General features: G+C 71.9%; 17 protein-coding genes. 8 read left to right on the forward strand and 9 right to left on the reverse strand.

Annotation, left to right across the window (positions count from 1 at the left end; genetic code table 11):
* Both EEJ42_RS13660 and EEJ42_RS13665 read right to left on the reverse strand, forming a co-directional pair.
* Positions 1-785, reverse strand: a 785-nt coding sequence (locus EEJ42_RS13660; RefSeq protein WP_246096608.1) for a DeoR/GlpR family DNA-binding transcription regulator, incomplete at its 3' end; no start/stop codon positions are given.
* Between the two features lie 162 nt (positions 786-947).
* Complete coding sequence (locus EEJ42_RS13665; protein ID WP_123100214.1) at positions 948-2,393, reverse strand: NAD(P)H-quinone dehydrogenase; 1,446 nt, start codon at positions 2,391-2,393, stop codon at positions 948-950.
* Between the two features lie 108 nt (positions 2,394-2,501).
* Between EEJ42_RS13665 and EEJ42_RS13670 the strand changes: the two genes are divergently transcribed.
* The 4 genes from EEJ42_RS13670 (at position 2,502) to EEJ42_RS13685 (ending at position 7,707) form a co-directional block, all read left to right on the forward strand.
* Entirely contained in the window at positions 2,502-2,939 is a 438-nt protein-coding gene (locus EEJ42_RS13670; RefSeq protein ID WP_123100215.1) for a gamma-glutamylcyclotransferase family protein, read from the forward strand.
* 80 nt (positions 2,940-3,019) lie between these two features.
* Entirely contained in the window at positions 3,020-3,997 is a 978-nt protein-coding gene (locus tag EEJ42_RS13675; RefSeq protein ID WP_246096641.1) for a hypothetical protein, read from the forward strand.
* A gap of 81 nt (positions 3,998-4,078) precedes the next feature.
* Complete coding sequence (locus tag EEJ42_RS13680) at positions 4,079-4,909, forward strand: purine-nucleoside phosphorylase (RefSeq protein WP_123100307.1); 831 nt, start codon at positions 4,079-4,081, stop codon at positions 4,907-4,909.
* A gap of 1,106 nt (positions 4,910-6,015) precedes the next feature.
* Positions 6,016-7,707 carry a phospho-sugar mutase gene (locus tag EEJ42_RS13685; protein ID WP_123100217.1) on the forward strand — a complete coding sequence of 564 codons (1,692 nt, stop codon included), beginning with the start codon at positions 6,016-6,018 and terminating at the stop codon, positions 7,705-7,707.
* A gap of 9 nt (positions 7,708-7,716) precedes the next feature.
* Here the strand turns inward: EEJ42_RS13685 and EEJ42_RS13690 are convergent, their stop codons facing one another.
* A complete protein-coding gene (locus EEJ42_RS13690; RefSeq protein ID WP_184503071.1) occupies positions 7,717-8,400 on the reverse strand; it encodes a PH domain-containing protein in 684 nt (227 codons plus the stop codon).
* 146 nt (positions 8,401-8,546) lie between these two features.
* On the opposite strand from EEJ42_RS13690, the gene deoC reads away from it, so the two are divergent.
* From deoC to EEJ42_RS13705, 3 genes are read left to right on the forward strand one after another with little or no spacing between them, the layout of a single operon-like run.
* Entirely contained in the window at positions 8,547-9,542 is a 996-nt protein-coding gene (gene deoC, locus EEJ42_RS13695) for a deoxyribose-phosphate aldolase (protein WP_184503072.1), read from the forward strand.
* 6 nt (positions 9,543-9,548) lie between these two features.
* The gene (locus EEJ42_RS13700; protein ID WP_123100219.1) at positions 9,549-10,982 is read left to right on the forward strand and encodes an aldehyde dehydrogenase family protein; all 1,434 of its coding nucleotides are present in this window, start codon (positions 9,549-9,551) and stop codon (positions 10,980-10,982) included.
* Complete coding sequence (locus tag EEJ42_RS13705) at positions 10,975-11,835, forward strand: aldehyde dehydrogenase family protein (RefSeq protein WP_123100220.1); 861 nt, start codon at positions 10,975-10,977, stop codon at positions 11,833-11,835. The genes EEJ42_RS13700 and EEJ42_RS13705 overlap by 8 nt, the downstream gene beginning before the upstream one ends.
* 12 nt (positions 11,836-11,847) lie before the next feature.
* On the opposite strand, the gene EEJ42_RS13710 is transcribed toward EEJ42_RS13705, so the two are convergent.
* From EEJ42_RS13710 to EEJ42_RS13730, 5 genes are all read right to left on the reverse strand, one after another.
* A complete protein-coding gene (locus tag EEJ42_RS13710) occupies positions 11,848-12,291 on the reverse strand; it encodes a PaaI family thioesterase (protein ID WP_123100221.1) in 444 nt (147 codons plus the stop codon).
* Positions 12,292-12,344: 53 nt separating this feature from the next.
* Entirely contained in the window at positions 12,345-13,016 is a 672-nt protein-coding gene (locus EEJ42_RS13715) for an enoyl-CoA hydratase-related protein (protein WP_123100222.1), read from the reverse strand.
* A gap of 10 nt (positions 13,017-13,026) precedes the next feature.
* Positions 13,027-13,599, reverse strand: a complete 573-nt coding sequence (locus EEJ42_RS13720) for a TetR/AcrR family transcriptional regulator (RefSeq protein ID WP_123100223.1) — start codon at positions 13,597-13,599, stop codon at positions 13,027-13,029.
* A 132-nt stretch (positions 13,600-13,731) separates the two neighbouring features.
* Positions 13,732-14,466, reverse strand: a complete 735-nt coding sequence (locus EEJ42_RS13725) for a nucleotidyltransferase domain-containing protein (RefSeq protein ID WP_123100224.1) — start codon at positions 14,464-14,466, stop codon at positions 13,732-13,734.
* Positions 14,463-14,948 carry a GNAT family N-acetyltransferase gene (locus EEJ42_RS13730; RefSeq protein ID WP_123100225.1) on the reverse strand — a complete coding sequence of 162 codons (486 nt, stop codon included), beginning with the start codon at positions 14,946-14,948 and terminating at the stop codon, positions 14,463-14,465. Before EEJ42_RS13730 ends, EEJ42_RS13725 begins: the two co-directional genes overlap by 4 nt.
* 1,403 nt (positions 14,949-16,351) lie before the next feature.
* Here EEJ42_RS13730 and EEJ42_RS13740 point away from each other — a divergent pair.
* Positions 16,352-17,044 (forward strand): uridine kinase family protein, encoded by a 693-nt coding sequence (locus EEJ42_RS13740; RefSeq protein ID WP_123100227.1) that lies wholly within the window; start codon positions 16,352-16,354, stop codon positions 17,042-17,044.
* Positions 17,045-17,054: 10 nt separating this feature from the next.
* Here EEJ42_RS13740 and EEJ42_RS13745 read toward each other — a convergent pair whose 3' ends face one another.
* Positions 17,055-18,092 (reverse strand): Lrp/AsnC family transcriptional regulator, encoded by a 1,038-nt coding sequence (locus EEJ42_RS13745; RefSeq protein ID WP_123100228.1) that lies wholly within the window; start codon positions 18,090-18,092, stop codon positions 17,055-17,057.
* Positions 18,093-18,157: the final 65 nt, after the last annotated feature.

Consider the following 18,157-nt stretch of genomic DNA (forward strand, 5'->3'; position numbering starts at 1 on the left):
GGGCCGCCGCCCTCGCCACCGGCCGGGCCGGACCCCGCGCCCGGCCCCGCCACCGCGATCTGCACGCCCTGATCGGCCAGGGCTTGCAGCTCGGTCAGCGCGCGGTCGTCCTGGGCGGGTGGCTCGTCGGTCACCAGCCGCGTGATCACATCGGTGGGCACCGTCTGGAACATGGTGTCGGTGCCCAGCTTGGTGTGGTCGGCGAGCACCACGACCTCCGCCGCGGCCTGGACCAGCGCCCGGTCGACGCTGGCCGACAGCATGTTGGACGTGGACAGCCCGCGCTCGGCGGTCAGCCCGCTGCCGGACAGGAAGGCGCGCGAGACCCGCAGCCCCTGGAGGGACTGCTCGGCGCCGCTGCCGACCAGCGCGTAGTTGGAGCCGCGCAGGGTGCCGCCGGTCATCACGACCTCGACCCGGTTGGCATGCGCCAACGCCTGCGCGACGAGCAGGGAATTGGTGACCACGGTCAGCCCGGGGACCCGCGCGAGCCGGCGGGCCAGCTCCTGCGTGGTCGTACCGGCGCCGACCACGACGGCCTCGCCCTCTTCGACGAAACCGGCCGCGAGATCGGCGATCGCCGTCTTCTCCGCGGTCGCTAGATGGGATTTCTGCGGGAAGCCGGACTCCCTGGTGAATCCGCCCGGCAGCACCGCACCGCCGTGCCGGCGGTCGAGCAGTCCTTCTGCCTCCAGCGCCCGCACATCACGCCGTACGGTCACTTCGGAGGTCTGGACGACGCGGGCGAGCTCACGGAGCGACACCGCTCCGTTCGCACGCACCATTTCAAGGATCAATTGGCGACGTTCTGCAGCGAACACGAAACTGACAGTAACGCCAACGACTGTCTGTTTTCAGCAGCTTGCACTAATTAGCAGAAGTTGTTCATCTGCGCGGGCGCAAGCTGCTATAAGGGGCGCACCTCACGCCCCGGGGACTTATCCGGACTATCCCTCGGACGACTTGCGGGTGTGCAACTGCCGTGCCACCTCGGCGATCGAGCCGGACAGCGACGGGTACACGGTGAACGCCTTGGCGATCTGCTCCACCGTCAGGTTGTTGTCGACAGCGAGCGCGATCGGATGGATCAGCTCGCTCGCGCGCGGCGCGACCACCACACCGCCGACCACGATGCCGGTGCCCGGGCGGCAGAAGATCTTCACGAAGCCGTCCCGGATGCCCTGCATCTTCGCCCGCGGGTTGCGCAGCAGCGGCAGCTTCACCACCCGGGCGTCGATCTTCCCCCCGTCCACATCGGCCTGCGAGTAGCCGACCGTGGCGATCTCGGGGTCGGTGAAGACGTTCGCCGACACCGTCTTCAGGTTCAGCGGCGTCACCGCGTCCCCCAGGAAGTGGTACATCGCGATCCGGCCCTGCATCGCGGCCACCGACGCCAGCGCGAACACGCCGGTGCAGTCACCGGCCGCGTACACGCCCGGCGCGCTGGTGCGCGACACCTTGTCGGTCAGGATGTGCCCGGAGTCCTTCATCCGGACCCCGGCCCCCTCCAGGCCCATGTCCTCGGTGTTCGGGATCGAGCCCACGGCCATCAGACAGTGGCTGCCGGTGATGACCCGCCCGTCCGCGAGCGTGACCTCCACCCGGTCGCCCACCCGCTTCACCGCCGCGGCCCGCGAGCGGGACATCACGTTCATCCCGCGCCGCCGGAAGACGTCCTCCAGCACCGCCGCCGCGTCCGGGTCCTCGCCCGGCAGCACCCGGTCCCGGCTGGAGACCAGCGTGACCTTGGACCCCAGCGCCTGGTACGCGCCCGCGAACTCGGCGCCCGTGACACCGGACCCGACCACGATCAGTTCCTCGGGCAGCTCGTCGAGGTCGTACACCTGCGTCCAGTTCAGGATGCGCTCGCCGTCCGGCTGCGCGTCCGGGATCTCCCGGGGATGCGCGCCGGTCGACACCAGCACCGCGTCCGCGATCAGGGTCTCCTCGGAGCCGTCCGCCGCCCGGACGATCACCTTCCGCGATCCGTCCGGCGCCTGCGCGGGCTCCAGCCGTCCGCGCCCCCGCATCACCCGCGCGCCGGCGCGCGTGACGGAGGCCGTGATGTCGTGCGACTGCGCGAGCGCCAGCCGCTTCACCCGCCGGTTGACCTTGCCCAGGTCCACGCCCACCACCCGGGCCGCCTGCTCCAGCGGCGGGGTGTCATCGGCGACGATGATCCCCAACTCCTCGTACGAAGAGTCGAACGTCGTCATCACCTCAGCCGTGGCGATCAACGTCTTCGACGGCACGCAGTCGGTCAGCACCGACGCCCCGCCCAGACCGTCGCAGTCGACGACGGTCACCTCCGCACCGAGCTGCGCGGCGACCAGCGCCGCCTCGTACCCGCCGGGTCCGCCACCAATGATCACGATCCGAGTCACATGCTCCATTGTCCCGTACCCACACGCTAGGCTTCCGCCCGGGGGTTCGAGTGCGCATCGCGCTACGCACCCGCCACCCCAAGAGCGCTTCCACCCCTCTCCCGTACCCTCTGATCCATGTCGCTCTACGCCGCGTACGCCGGCAACCTCGACGCGCGGCTGATGTCCCGCCGCGCACCGCACTCACCCCTGCGCGGCACAGGCTGGATCACCGGCTGGCGCCTGACCTTCGGCGGGGAGCAGATGGGCTGGGAGGGCGCCCTTCCCACCATCGTCGAGGCCCCGCGCTCCCAGGTCTTCGTCGCCCTCTACGACATCGCCCCCATGGACGAGGACTCCATGGACCGCTGGGAGGGCGTCGGCCTGGACATATACCGCCGCATGCGGATCCGCGTCCACACGCTGGACGGCGAGGAACCCGCCTGGCTGTACGTCCTCAACGGCTACGAGGGCGGCCTGCCCTCCGCCCGCTACCTCGGCGAGATCGCCGACGCCGCCGAATCCGCGGGCGCGCCGCACGACTACGTCATGGAGCTGCGTAAACGGCCCTGCTGACGTCCGCTTGCGCGCGGCTGGTGAAATCATCGTGCCGATGTGGCCGTCCCCCTGTTCACCTCCGGGGAACCCGGTTGAGGATGCGGATTGTTCTCGATCACCACCACCGAAAGCCGACCGATATGCCCGTCTTCCGGCGCCGCAAGGGCAGCCGTCCTCGTCTGGTCCCCGAACTCGACGACACCGCCCTCGGCCGGGTCCGGCAACGCCTCGAGACGAGCTGGGTCCGCGGCGAACTCGACACCACGGTGATCGCCCAGGTCTCCCGGGTGGTCGAGGACGCCGGTCAGGACTGGGACCGCAAGGCCCACCGCCTCTCCGTCCTCGCCGCCGCCGCGGGGCGGGCGCTGCCCGGGATCTGGCGGCGTCACCACCCCCGCGACCAGGGAGCCCTGCTGCTGCACGCCTGGTCGGACCTGCTCCAGGCCCAGTCCGACCTGAGCGACGCCCGCGACGCCTGCCGCCTCGCCGCCGAGCTGGTCCCCGCCGACCCCACCCCGTACGTCGTGCACCTGGCCACCCTGCGCCGCGAGCAGCGCCCCCACCACGAGTTGTCGGCCGTCTGGCAGGAGGTCATGGCCCGCGACCCGTGGAACCGCGAGGCCTACCTCCAGGTCCTCGGCTATCTGTCCCCCGACGAGTGCGGCTCCGCCGTCCAGCTCCTCGACCTGCTGGACTCGGTCCGCGGCCGCATGCCCGCCGACGCCCCCGCCGCCGCCCTGGAGCTGACCTCCATCGTCCGCGGCCACCAGCGCGCCATGGCCACCGGCGGCATGGAGGCCATCAGCGCCGGGGAGCACTGGCGTCGCGAGCAGGTCGCCTCCGTCCTCGACCAAGCCGCGCAGGACTGGCCCCAGCCCGGCTTCCTCCGCCACGCCGCCGCCCTCGCGGACCTCAACGTCCTGGCCTACGCCCTGGTCAAGTCCGGCCGCATGAGCGAAGCCACGACGGCCCTGCGCGCCACCACGGGCGTGGTGACCCCCTGGCCCTGGAACGCCGACGGCGACCCCCTGGAACGGTTCTCCCAGGCCTACGACCGCCTCGCCGCCCCCGCGTAGCGCGCCCCGTTCGCAACGATCCGAACACCACCCGCGGAGGCCGTCTACGCGCGTAGGCCAGGAGGGGCTACCCTCGTGCGCGTGAACGCATCTGTTACTAGGGACAGCCAAGGCGGCCCCGCCGACCCCCACGCCGCCGCCGACGCCGCCGCCACGCGCCTGCGCGAGCTGACCGGCGCGGAGACCCACGACGTCGCCCTGGTCCTGGGCTCCGGCTGGGTCCCCGCCACCGACGCACTCGGCAGCCCCGAGCACGAGTTCCCCGTCACCGAGCTGCCCGGCTTCCCGCCGCCCGCCGTCGCGGGCCACGCGGGCACCATCCGCTCGTACAAGCTGGCCGACAAGCGCGTCCTCGTCTTCCTCGGCCGCACCCACTACTACGAGGGCCGCGGCGTCGCCGCCGTCGCCCACGGCGTGCGCACCGCCGTCGCCGCCGGCTGCAAGACCATCATCCTCACCAACGGCTGCGGCGGCCTCCGCGACGGCATGCGCCCCGGCCAAGCGGTCCTCATCCGCGACCACATCAACCTCACCGCCGCCTCCCCCATCGTCGGCGCCAACTTCGTCGACCTCACCGACCTCTACTCCCCCCGGCTGCGGGCCCTCTGCCAGCAGATCGACCCCACCCTGGAAGAGGGCGTCTACGCCCAGTTCCCCGGCCCCCACTACGAAACCCCGGCCGAGATCACCATGGCCCGCACCATCGGGGCCGACCTGGTCGGCATGTCCACCACCCTCGAGGCGATCGCCGCCCGCGAGGCGGGCGCCGAGGTGCTGGGCATCTCCCTGGTCACCAACCTCGCCGCGGGCATGACGGGCGAACCCCTCAACCACGAGGAAGTCCTCCAGGCGGGCCGCGACTCGGCCACCCGGATGGGCACGCTGCTGGCCCAGGTGCTGGACCGCCTCTGAGGTCTTGGGGGCTCCGCCCCCAAACCCCCCGCCGGGGCTCCGCCCCGGGCCCCGTGTTTCGCCCGGTGGGCGGGTGCGCGGTCGGTGCGGTGGGTGGTGCCGGTGCGGGGCCTCCGGGGCGGGGCCCTGGACCGTCTATTTACGGCGCCGGTGCTCGGAGACGTGGGGTGGGCCGGGAGTCCACGGCGCCACAAATACACGTGGTGTCCAGGACCCCACCCCTGCGACCCCGCCCCTGCGCATCGTCGGCGTCTGCACCCCGGTGGCCCGGGGTCACGCACCGGGCCCTCTTCGCGTCGCCGTCTCCCGGCCGGTGACGACCCGACGCCATTCGACAGGAGGAGACGGCATCGCGAGCGACAGAGGAAGGCCGCACCCCGTCCCGCCCTGCGCCCGCCCTCGGGAGAACCGGAAGCCACCAACGGCGGGCAGCGGACTGTTCCCACCCCCGCCCAGCACCTGCGGACCCCGGGGCCACCGGACGCATCGGAACCGGGCCGGAGCCCGGGGCCACTCGCCAAGAGCTGCCGTACTGCGGGCGCGGGATGGGGCCGCCCCACCCGAACCCGGCCAGACCCCAGGGCCACCGGCCGGTGGGCGCAATACGGCGTGCGCGGGACGGAGCCGCCCCCACCGGGCGAACCGGAACCGGGCAGGGCCCGGGGCCACCCGCCGGTGGCCGCCGACGATGCGGGAGCACCTGCCCCACCGGGCGAACCGGAACCGGGCAGGGGCCGGGGCCACCCGCCGGTGGCCGCCGACGATGCGGGAGCACCTGCCCCACCGGGCGAACCGGAACCGGGCAGGGGCCGGGGCCACCCGCCGGTGGCCGCCACTCGACGGGAGGGGGCGGGGTCGCAGGGGTGGGGTCCTGGACACCACGTGTATTTGTGGCGCCGTGGACTTCCGGCCCACCCCACGTTCTACGGCAGCGGCGCCGTAAATAGACGGTCCAGGGCCCCGCCCCGGAGGCGCCGCACCCGGCACCCACCCCGCACCCCCGGCGCACCACCCACGCACCCGCACCCGCACCCGCACCCGGCACCAAGCCACCACACCAGCCACCGCACAACGACACACCGCACCCCCACCCAGGAGGCCCCCCAATGGCGCCCGACCTCATCGACCAGGCCCGCACCTGGCTGGCCGAGGACCCCGACCCCGACACCCGGGACGAGTTGCGCGCCCTCCTCGACGCGGCCCAGGGGGGCGACCCCGAGGCGGGGCGCGCGCTTGCCGAGCGTTTCTCCGGCACGCTTCAGTTCGGCACCGCGGGCCTCCGCGGCGAACTGGGCGCCGGCCCCATGCGGATGAACCGCGCCGTCGTCATCCGCGCCGCCGCCGGTCTGGCCTCGTACCTCGCGAAGCAGCCGCGGCACGCCTCCGGCCTCGTCGTCATCGGGTACGACGCCCGCTACAAGAGCGCGGACTTCGCCCGCGACACGGCCGCCGTCATGACCGGCGCCGGTTTCCGCGCGGCGCTGCTGCCCCGGCCGCTGCCGACGCCGGTGCTGGCGTTCGCCATCCGCCATCTGGGGGCCGTCGCGGGGATCGAGGTGACGGCGAGCCACAATCCGCCGCGCGACAACGGCTACAAGGTGTACCTGGGCGACGGCTCGCAGATCGTTCCGCCCGCCGACGCGGGGATCGCGGCCGAGATCGCGGCGGTCGGCAGCCTGAACGACGTACCGCGCCCGGACACCGGCTGGGAGACGCTGGACGACGGCGTCCTCGACGCGTACCTGGCCCGCACGGACGCCGTCCTGACGCCCGGCTCCCCGCGGGACGCCCGCGTCGTCTACACGCCCCTGCACGGCGTGGGCCGGGAAACGCTGACGGCCGCGTTCGCGCGCGCGGGCTTCCCGGCGCCCACGGTGGTTCCCGAGCAGGCGGATCCGGACCCGGCGTTCCCGACGGTGGCGTTCCCGAACCCGGAGGAGCCGGGGGCGATGGACCTGGCGTTCGCGACGGCCCGCGAGGCGGCGCCCGACATCGTCATCGCGAACGACCCGGACGCGGACCGCTGCGCGGTGGCGGTGCCCACAACCGGGACCGGCACGGACACCGGCACCGGCTGGCGGATGCTGCGCGGCGACGAGGTCGGCGCGCTGCTCGCCACCCACCTCGTGCACAAGCGCGCCCGCGGCACCGTCGCGACGACGATCGTCTCCTCGTCGCTGCTGTCCCGCATCGCGGCCGACGCGGGCTTGGCATACGCGGAGACGCTGACGGGCTTCAAGTGGCTGGCCCGGGTGGACGGTCTGCGTTACGCGTACGAGGAGGCGCTGGGCTACTGCGTGGACCCGGAGGGGGTGCGCGACAAGGACGGGATCACGGCCGCGCTGCTGGTGGCGGAGCTGGCGTCGGAGCTGAAGGGGCAGGGGCGTACCCTCACCGACCTGCTGGACGACATCGCCGTCGCGCACGGTCTGCACGCCACGGACCAGTTGTCCGTACGGGTCGAGGATCTGTCCCTGATCGCGGCGGCGATGCGGCGGCTGCGCGAGCGGCCCCCGGCCGAACTGGCGGGCCTGGATGTCGGCTCGGCCGAGGACCTGACCCAGGGCTCGGACGCCCTGCCCCCGACGGACGGCCTGCGCTATCAGCTCGCCGGGAAGGACACGGTCCGCTCGGCGCGGGTGATCGTGCGCCCGAGCGGCACGGAGCCCAAGCTGAAGTGCTACCTGGAGGTGGTGGTGGACGTGCCCGCGGCCGCGGACCTGCCCCGGGCCCGCGCCACGGCGGACACGGTTCTGGCGGCTCTGAAGAAGGACCTCTCGACGGCGGCCGGGATCTGACCGCCGCCCTCAGATCAGCAGCATGATCACCAGCAGCACCGCCCCGGCCAGCGTCGGCGCGATGACCTCGAACGCCCAGCGCACCTCGGGCTCGCCCTGCGCGCCGTCGCGGCCCGCGTTGGACTCGGCCAGTTCGCGCAGGTCGTCCATGGTCTGGTCGGCCTGGGCGCGGCGGTCCGCCGTCGCGCCCGGGCCGGGCGTACGACCGAGTGACGTCGGCGACGCCGCGTCGCGGTTCTGCTGGCGGGCGGCGCGCTTGCGCTGGCGCAGCGAGACGGGGACGGCCCACAGCTGGTACGTCGCGCCGCCCGCCAGCACTTCGCTGGTGTAGCTGGCGCGCAGGGTGTCGACGGAGGCCCAGGGGAGGGTGATGGTGCGGAAGGGGTTGCGTACGAGGAGCCGGTCCGCGCCCGCGTACACCGCCGGGCGCACGGTGAAGGCGATCACCACCGGCACCGCGAACAGCAGCCCGGCGAGGGCCAGCCACGGCGTCCGGCCCTCGCCGCGCAGGATGGCGTCGATGCCGAGCCAGCCGCCGAGTCCGAGCAGCAGCACGCCGCCCACGATGCCGCCCGGGGAGCGGTAGACGCGGTCGGCGTACGGGGTGGGCTCCCCATGGGGCTCCCCGTGAGGCTCCGCGTGGGGCTCCCCGTCGGGCTGCGGGGCGGGGGCGGGGTCGTCCGGGCTCGTCATGGGGCCGATTGTGCCCCACGGTCCGGGGCGTTGGGCCTCGGGATCAACACGGAACGAGTACGGATCGTGATCGGGCGGGGGCCGGGGCCGATCACGGCCGGGGGGTGGCATACCGCTACGCGCGTAGATATGCTCAGGTGGTGACCATGCCCACCACAGTTCCCGCATACGGCAAAGAGGCCGCGGAGCGACTGGCGTCGATGGCGGACGTGACCGCCACCGACAGCGCGCTGCGCCGCTTCCTGCACGGCCTGCCGGGCGTCGACGCGGTTGGCCTCCAGGCCCGTGCCGCGACCCTCGGCACCCGCTCGATCAAGACGACGGCGAAGGCGTACGCCATCGACCTGGCGATCTCGATGATCGACCTGACGACCCTGGAGGGCGCGGACACCCCGGGCAAGGTCCGGGCGCTGTGCGCGAAGGGGATCAACCCCGACCCGACCGACCGCACCGTCCCCGAGGTCGCGGCGATCTGCGTCTACGGCGACATGGTGGCGACCGCGAAGGAGGCCCTCCGGGGCAGCGGTATTCAGGTGGCGGCCGTGGCGACGGCGTTCCCGTCCGGCCGGGCGGCGCTGCCGGTGAAGCTGGCCGACACCCGGGATGCGGTGGCCGCGGGCGCCGACGAGATCGACATGGTGATCGACCGCGGGGCCTTCCTCTCCGGCCGCTACCTGGAGGTCTTCGAGGAGATCCGGCAGGTGAAGGAGGCGTGCGTCCGCCAGGACGGGAGCGCCGCGCATCTGAAGGTCATCTTCGAGACCGGCGAGCTCCAGACGTACGACAACGTGCGCCGCGCGTCCTGGCTGGCGATGCTCGCGGGCGCCGACTTCATCAAGACCTCCACCGGCAAGGTGTCCGTCAACGCCACCCCGCCGGTCACCCTGGTCCTCCTGGAGGCGGTCCGCGACTTCCGGGCCGCGACCGGGGTGCAGGTGGGGGTGAAGCCCGCGGGTGGCATCCGTACGTCGAAGGACGCGATCAAGTACCTGGTGATGGTCAACGAGACGCTGGGCGAGGAGTGGCTGACCGCGGACTGGTTCCGCTTCGGCGCGTCGAGTCTGCTGAACGACCTGCTGATGCAGCGCCAGAAGCTGAGCACCGGCCGGTACTCCGGTCCCGACTACGTGACGGTGGACTGATACGCCATGCCCGTTTTCGAGTACGCCCCCGCTCCCGAGTCCCGCGCGGTCGTCGACATCGCCCCGTCGTACGGGCTGTTCATCGACGGCGAGTTCCGCGAGGCGGGCGACGGCAAGGTCTTCAAGACCCTCTCCCCCTCCTCCGAGGAGGTCCTCTCCGAGGTCGCCCAGGCCAACGCCGAGGACGTGGACCGCGCGGTGAAGGCCGCCCGTAAGGCGTTCGAGTCCTGGTCGGCGCTGCCCGGCGCCGAGCGCGCCAAGTACCTGTTCCGCATCGCGCGGATCATCCAGGAGCGCTCGCGGGAGCTGGCGGTCCTGGAGTCGCTGGACAACGGCAAGCCGATCCGCGAGTCGCGGGACGCCGACCTGCCGCTGGTCGCCGCGCACTTCTTCTACTACGCGGGCTGGGCCGACAAGCTCGCGTACGCAGGCTACGGGGCGGATCCGAAGCCGCTGGGCGTGGCGGGCCAGGTCATCCCCTGGAACTTCCCCCTCCTGATGCTGGCGTGGAAGATCGCCCCGGCGCTGGCCTGCGGCAACACGGTCGTGCTGAAGCCCGCCGAGACGACGCCGCTCAGCGCCCTCTTCTTCGCGGACATCTGCCGCCAGGCGGGCCTGCCCAAGGGCGTGGTCAACATCGTCACCGGCGACGGCTCGACCGGCGCCGAGCTGGTCGCCCACCCCGGCATCGACAAGGTGGCCTTCACGGGGTCGACCGAGGTCGGCAAGGCGATCGCCCGCACGGTGGCCGGTACGAAGAAGAAGGTCACCCTGGAGCTGGGCGGCAAGGCCGCGAACATCGTCTTCGACGACGCGCCGATCGACCAGGCGGTCGAGGGCATCATCAGCGGCATCTTCTTCAACCAGGGCCACGTCTGCTGCGCGGGCTCCCGCCTGCTGGTCCAGGAGTCCGTCCAGGACGAGCTCCTCGACGCGCTCAAGCGCCGTATGCGAACCCTGCGCGTCGGCGACCCGCTGGACAAGAACACCGACATCGGCGCGATCAACTCCGCCGAGCAGCTGGCCCGCATCCGCGCCCTGGCCGACGCGGGCGAGGCCGAGGGCGCCGAGCGCTGGGCCCCGGAGTGCGAACTGCCCAGCTCCGGCTACTGGTTCGCGCCCACCCTCTTCACCGGCGTCACCCAGGCCCACCGGATCGCCCGCGAGGAGATCTTCGGCCCGGTCCTGTCCGTGTTGACCTTCCGCACCCCCGACGAGGCCGTCGCCAAGGCGAACAACACCCCGTACGGCCTGTCGGCGGGCATCTGGACGGAGAAGGGCTCGCGCATCCTGGACATGGCGAGCAAGCTGCGCGCCGGGGTGATCTGGTCCAACACGTTCAACAAGTTCGACCCCGCCTCGCCGTTCGGCGGCTACAAGGAGTCGGGTTACGGCCGCGAGGGCGGCCGCCACGGCCTGGAGGCATACCTCAATGTCTGAACGACTCTCCGTGCTCAAGACCTACAAGCTCTTCGTAGGCGGCAAGTTCCCGCGCTCCGAGAGCGGACGGGTGTACGAGGTGACCGACACAAAGGGCCGCTGGCTGGCCAACGCCCCCCTGGCCTCCCGCAAGGACGCCCGCGGCGCGGTGGTCGCCGCGCGCAAGGCGTTCGGCGGCTGGTCCGGCGCCACCGCCTACAACCGCGGCCAGATCCTGTACCGCATCGCCGAGATGCTGGAGGGCCGCCGCGACCAGTTCGCGGCCGAGGTCGCGGCCGCAGAGGGCCTGTCCAAGTCCAAGGCCACCGCCGCCGTCGACGCGGCGATCGACCGCTGGGTCTGGTACGCGGGCTGGTCCGACAAGGTCGCCCAGATCGCGGGCTCCGCCAATCCCGTCGCCGGGCCGTACTTCAACCTCTCCACCCCCGAACCGACGGGCGTCGTCGCGCTCCTCGCCCCCCAGGACTCCTCGTTCCTCGGCCTGATCTCGGTCCTCGCCCCGGCGATCGTCACCGGCAACACGGCGGTCGTCGTGGCCGCCGAGGGCGCGCCCCTCCCCGCCCTCTCCCTGGCCGAGGTCCTGGCCACCTCGGACCTCCCGGGCGGCGTGGTCAACATCCTCTCGGGCCGCACCCCCGAACTCGCCACCCCGCTCGCCGCCCACCAGGACGTCAACGCGATCGACCTGGCGGGCGCGGACCAGGAGCTGGCGACCGACCTGGAGCGGGCCGCCGCCGACAACCTCAAGCGCGTGGTCCGTCCACACCCTGTGGACTGGACCGCCGACCCCGGCACCGACCGCCTCCTCTCCTTCCTGGAAACGAAAACGGTCTGGCACCCCATGGGCGTCTGAGCACCCCGGCCTCTAAAGGATCATGCACGTGGTGGTGGCGTGGGCGATCAGGTTGCCCTGGTCGTCCAGCACCTTGCCCTCGGCGGTCGCGGTGCGGCGGCCCGCGTGGATGACGGTGCCCTCGGCGGTGAGGGTCTGTCCGTCCGTGCGGGCGGCGCGGATGTAGTTGACCTTGAGTTCGAGGGTCGTGTAGCTCGTGCCGGCGGGGAGGGTGGTGTGGACGGCGCAGGCCATGGCGGAGTCGAGGAGGGTGGCGGCGATGCCGCCGTGGACCGTGCCGAGGGGGTTGGCGAAGTCGGGGCGGGTGTCGAGGGAGATGACGATGCGGCCGTGCTCGACCTCGTCGAAGCGCATGCCGAGCAGGCGGCCGATGGAGGGGATGTCGGTGGGGCGTTCGGTCTGCACCCAGCGCATCAGTTCCAGGCCGGTCATGGCTGCGAGGTCGGTGGTGGTCATGGTCGTTCTCCTTGGTGGTGCCGGGGGCGCGGGCATCGGTGGTGCGGTGCTGGTCAGCCGAGCGGGTTGGTGGTGTCGCGCAGGGTGGCCAGGGCCGGGGCGTACATACGGGACTTGATGGTGCCGAGGGTCTCGCCGGTCTTGTTCACCTGGGCATGGGCGATGGCGATGGCGGTGGAGCGCACGGCGTCCTCGGCGACCGCCTGGTCGACGATGCCGACGGCCGCGGCGTCGGACCCGCCGTAGCGGCGGGCGGTGACCATGGCCTCGTGCGCGGTCTGCGGTGTCAGCCGGGACTGGATGAGGGCGGACATGCCGGGAGTGAAGGGGATGTTGATGTCCGCTTCGGGCAGGCACCAGTAGCCGCGGTCGGCGCGCATGACGCGGAAGTCGTGGGCCAGGGAGAACATCGCGCCCGCGGCGAACGTGTGACCCTGGAGCGCGGCCACCGTGATGACCGGCAACGACAGCATCCGCGCGAACAGCTCGTGGACGGAGACGACGTAGTCCTGGTGCTGGTCGGGGTGGGCGAACAGCCAGTCCAGGTCGAGCCCGTTGGAGTAGAACTTGCCCGTGGCGGCGGTGACCAGGGCGCGGGGTCCTTCCGCCTTCTCCACCTCGTCGAGGGCGGTATTGACGGCGGCGAGCCAGTCGGGGTGGAAGCGGTTCTCGCCGTCTCCCAGATCGAGGACGAAGACGTTTTCCTGGCGGTCGAGCGAGGGCATGACGACTCCTTCAGGGCCGGGATTCGGCCTCAGGCCGTTGGTGCAGGGCGTTGAGCAGCAGGTCGTGGATCTCGGCGGCGGCAGCCTCCAGCGGAGCGGTGCTCCGTTCAGCCCGGCACATGATCACCGCGCCTTCGACCGCCGCGATGATGAAGGCGCCGAGCCTTCGGCCGCGTTCCTCGGTCAGGCCGTGCCGGACGAGCAGTTCGGCGAGGGCCTGCTGCCAGCGGGCGAAGACGGTGGCGGCGGAGCGGGCCAACTGCGGTGCGTCGTCGTTGGTCTCGACGGCCACCGCCACGATCGGGCAGCCCGCCCGGAAGCCGCTCTCCACCAGCCGGTCGCGCCACAACGCGAAGAACGCGTCGACGGCCCGCACCGGATCGTCGGCCCGCGTGGCGGCGTCGATCAGCCCCGCGATGACGTCGCCCGCCAGCGCCACCGCCTCGTCGATGAGCTGCGTCCGCCCGCCAGGAAAGTGGTGATACACCGAGCCCCGCGGGGCCCCGCTGTGGGCAAGCACCCGGTCGATACTGGTCGCGCTCGCGCCGTACTCGCGCAGCAGGGCGGCGGCACTGAGCACCATCCGGTCACGGCTGTCACTCCTGCGCGGACTCACCGCTCACCACCCTCCGAGCTACCTGTCGGTAACTTATGAGGTATGGCATAGAACCCGCAAGAGGGGTCCAGTGATCCTTCCGAAGGCAGACCCGCGCGCTCAGGGGCGAGGAGGCCGACTTCGTTCCGTGTAGCCCTCGCGCAGTGGGCCGCCGAGCAGGGCGAGCACCTGCTCGGCCGCGGCCGCCAAGGGGGCGGGATCGCCGTCTTCGGCCACGGTTCGGTGGCCGTCCAGCAGGGCGCCGCCCCGCGCCGGGTCGGCGCCGAGCAGTCTGCGGGGGAGCCATTTGCCGATGCCCGTCCAGGCGGTGTGGTGGTCGGTGAGCAGGTGCGCGGCCTCGCGCAGGGTGGCGTCGGCGAGGGAGAGCTGTTCGTATCTGTCGGCCGATGGGGTGTCGAGCAGGTCGTCCATGAAACAGGTGAGGAGGTAGCGGCCTCGTTCCCGCTCGGTCGGGGTGAGCGGTGGTGGCCCGGCCGCGAGGGCGGCTCGCGCCTGGGCGCGGGCATGGGACAGGTGGCCGTGGGGGTCCATCAGGGGGAGGCCCTGGTCATAGATGAAGAGGACCGTGCCCCGGCGGCGGGCTCTGTCCCCTTCGAAGATCTCCGGAAGATCCGCGAGGGTGTGCAGGAACAGCTCGGCCAGGCGGCCGTCGTGGCGTACGACCTCGCGGCGGCTGGTGTCCGAGTCCGGGAGCAGGACCGCCACGTCCAGATCGCTGGCCGGAGTCGCGCGGCCCTGGGCGGCCGAACCACCGAGGATCGCGCCCAGGGCGTCCGGACAGCGGCTCGTGACCAGCCGCAGCGCCTGAGCCACCGGGTCTGCTGGCCCCTTCATGGGCGCACATCCCGCCGATACGACAGACCAGGACGACCGTCGAGTTCCGTCTCACCGACGACAGTGAACCCGGTGCGGGCGAGCACAGTCCGTGATGCCGCGTTGTCGAGGGTGGTCGCGGCCCGCAGAGCGGTCAGCCCGTAGCTGTCGGCAGCGAGGTCGCACATCGCCCGCACGGCCCCGGTGGCCAGCCCCCGGCCCGCGGCGCGCTCGGCGATCCGGTAGCCGAGTTCGGCGCAACCGTCCGCCACGTCCACGAGGTTGACCCGCCCCAGCACCTCGCCTTCCGTGCCGACCAGCAGGTGGAAGTAGCAGAGACCCTCCTCCTGCTCGGCGAGCAGGGCGCGGTGGCGCTCGTCGAAGCGGTGGAAGTAGTCGTCGCCCCGGTCGGGGATGGACGCGGCGAAGTAGGCGCGGTTCTCCCGCTCGAACGCGAGGAGCGCGGGCGCGTGGTCCGGGCGGAGCAGCTCTAACTCGGGCATGGAGGGACTGTACGCAACGGCCTGCGCGGCCGGGGCGCTTCCAAGGGGACCTTGGCCCCCGACCCCCTCGCCCGCACACTCGCGGGCGAGGAGGCTCGTTTCAATAACGCTCCCGACCACCGGGATAGCGAACCGCCGCCCGGCACCCCGGCACATCCCCGGGCACCGGCTCACCGTCAAGCGCGTAGCAAAGCGCCGCGTGCAGTTGCTCCGCCTCCAGCGTCGTCAGCACCAGCGTGGCGGGAGTGGCCTGCCCAGGCCGGACGCCCCGAAGCGGCAGCTCAAGGCGCCCGTCCCGGCCACGCCGCAGACCGCGCCCCGGTATGGGAGCAACCTCACTCATTCCCCCACCCCCAGCCGTCCGCCCCGGCTCTCGGCGACCCGTAGCGCATCCCGCAGGGCCTCGCACAGGCACTTGACCAGGAACCGCAGCTCCCCGACACCCACCGTCTGGTCCCAGGCAGATCCCCCAGCCCCCTCGTTCTCCGGCTACGGCCGGCACGTCAGGACAGGGGGCGCCTGCGCTGCCCCCTGCCGGAAAGGCACGGCCGTGCGCATGAACCTGACTTCCCTCCCCTCGCTCGCCGCCGGAGGAGCGGGGCTGTCCGCCCTGCTGTCAGGAGCACCCTGGTGGGCCGTGCTGCTGGGAGTCGCCTTCATCGTCCTGGTGCCGCCAGTCGTTGCCCAGGCCCGGGCATGGGCACGCGACAGGGCCGATCGAGCATTCCAATATTCCTTTATCCAGACCGTTAACCAACTTCCTGACCCGGAAAAGAGAATTCAGGCGATGATCGAATATCGAAGGTCGGAGCCGCTCCCGAACAATGCCGAAGCTTCGGGACAAGACTCTGCGACGAGTCCCCCTGACTCCCCAGCGGATGCCCAGGGGCCCTGAATCGGGGTGCTACCAAGGGGCTATGGCTGGTCAGCAGGTTCAATGTATGCGTGGATGATTCGCTGTGGAACAGGCTGTCGGCCGAGGCACGCGCAAGGTGGACGGTCTGGTTGCCGATGGTCGCCACGTGCAGGCCATCGTAGTGATCCGCGAGCGCGTCGGCCCGCCGCAGCCTGGCCTCCATGCGTGCGTTGACCTGCTGGAGTATCGGGCCGCTAGTGTGCGGCAGAGATAGAGGCAGGTGATGGTGGCGAGGACGATCAGGTGTCGCGCCATTTCGGGGTGGCATGAACGGGGCGTCCGCGTCGGCGAATCGGCGAGTGACGGGTGATCCGGGCCGCCAGTCGGACTCCATGACGCCTTCGCCTGTGCCCACCAGCACTGTGCTCACCAGGTGAGCGCCTTCGAGGACGCGTCGGCGTCACGCGTCACCGAGCGCTTTCGGCACCTGGGCCAGGTCATGGCCACGCCAGGGAGAGCAGGCAACCGTCTGACTGCCTGCCGAGGGATGGCCGCAGCGCTCCCAAGGGTTCATGCGGGGGTGGGGAATGGTTCACACTGGTGTTCCGTGACCTCTCCTTCCGCCTTCGCGCGCGTCGTCCTGCTCACCGGGCCCTCCGGTTCGGGAAAGTCGTCCCTCGCGGCCCGCACCGGGCTGCCCGTGCTGAACCTCGACGACTTCTACAAGGAGGGCGACGATCCGACGCTCCCGCAGCTCGCCGGGGGTGGAGGGGCGGACTGGGACTCGCCGTTGTCGTGGGACGCGGATGCGGCGGTGGGGGCGGTCGAGGCGTTGTGCCGTACGGGGCGGACGACCGTGCCGGTGTACGACATCGCGTCCAGCTCCCGGGTGGGCCAGGAGTCGATGGACATCGGGCGGGGGCCACTGTTCGTGGCGGAGGGGATCTTCGCGGCCGACATCATCGACCGGTGCCGGGCATTGGGGTTGCTGGCGGACGCGATCTGTCTGCGGGGGCGGCCCTCGACCACGTTCCGGCGGCGGCTGCTGCGCGATCTGCGGGAGGGGCGCAAGTCGGCGGCGTATCTGGTGCGGCGGGGGTGGCGGCTGATGCGGTCGGAGCGCGGCATCGTGGAACGGCAGACGGCGCTGGGCGCGTACGCGTGCGGCCGGGACGCAGCCTTGGAGCGGATAGCGGCGGCGGGCACGGCGGATCACCAGCGGGAAGGGGTGCGCACCTAGGGGTGCGTCTTCAGCGGCGTACGCGAGGGCTTCGCGGCTCGACGAGACGGTCGCCGGACAGGAGCGTGCCCACCTGCTTGATCTGCTGGAGCAAGGGAGAGACCTCCATGCTCTGGAGTCCGGGCAGGGCCCCGATGCGGTCCGTGGTGAATTCGAAGAGTTCGTCCAGATCCCGGCAGTGCGCGACGGCGTGGATGTTGTGGGTCCCGGAAACGGCCGCGGCGAAGGCGATTTCGGGTTCCTGCGCGAGGGTGCGGCCGACGCTCTTGACGGCCGACGGATGGACGAGGAGCCAGAGGTTCGCCCGGGCGTGAAAGCCCAGTGCCGCTGCGACGATTTCGACATCGATATGGAAGACGCGGCGCAGGAGCAGAGCGTGCAGGCGGCGTGAGACGCGCCCGGGCGTGAGGTCGGCCGCCGCGGCGAGATCGACCAGGCTGGCGCGGCCGTCCGCGGCGAGAAGGTCGAGCATCTTCTCGTCCCCGGGGGTGAGGCGCACGGGATCGCGGGTGATGACCGGGGATTCCGTGAAAGGGGGGCCGTCGTTTCCGAGGAGCGATTCCTGCTGGGGAGTCAGCGCGCCGCGCAACGCGGCCCAGTAATGGCCACGGCCCCCGACGAATTGGCGGAGCATCGCGGACGCATTGATGTCGAGCACCGCCGCGGTGCGCGGAAGTCGCTGACCGAGGAGGTCTTCACGCTGTTCCCGGGTGCGCGACCGGACCGCGCAGGTGATTTCGGAGCCCGCGGCGGTGAGGGCGACCCAGCTGACGTCGTCGCGCTTCGCGAGCGCGTCGGCGATCGCCGTCACGCTGCCGGGGTGGCAGCGCAGCCGCACCAGCCACTTGCTCTCTCCCAGCGCCCCGGGATCGACGACGCCGGTGACGCGGATGACGCCGTCGGCGCGCAGTCGGCGATAGCGGCGGCTGACAGCGCCCTCGGTGAGGCCGAGCGCGGCCGCGATCGAGGCGAACGAGGCTCGCGGGGCGACCTGGAGCGCACGGATGAGACGCACATCGTCGGGCTGGAGAGCGGTTGATTCAGCCATGGATGCTCCTGTCACGTGGGCGATCGTACATATCTGCCCTCGGGACGTGCCCTGACGGCGGCGTG

This window comes from Streptomyces botrytidirepellens, from assembly GCF_003721215.1.
GTDB classification, from domain to species: domain Bacteria; phylum Actinomycetota; class Actinomycetes; order Streptomycetales; family Streptomycetaceae; genus Streptomyces; species Streptomyces himastatinicus.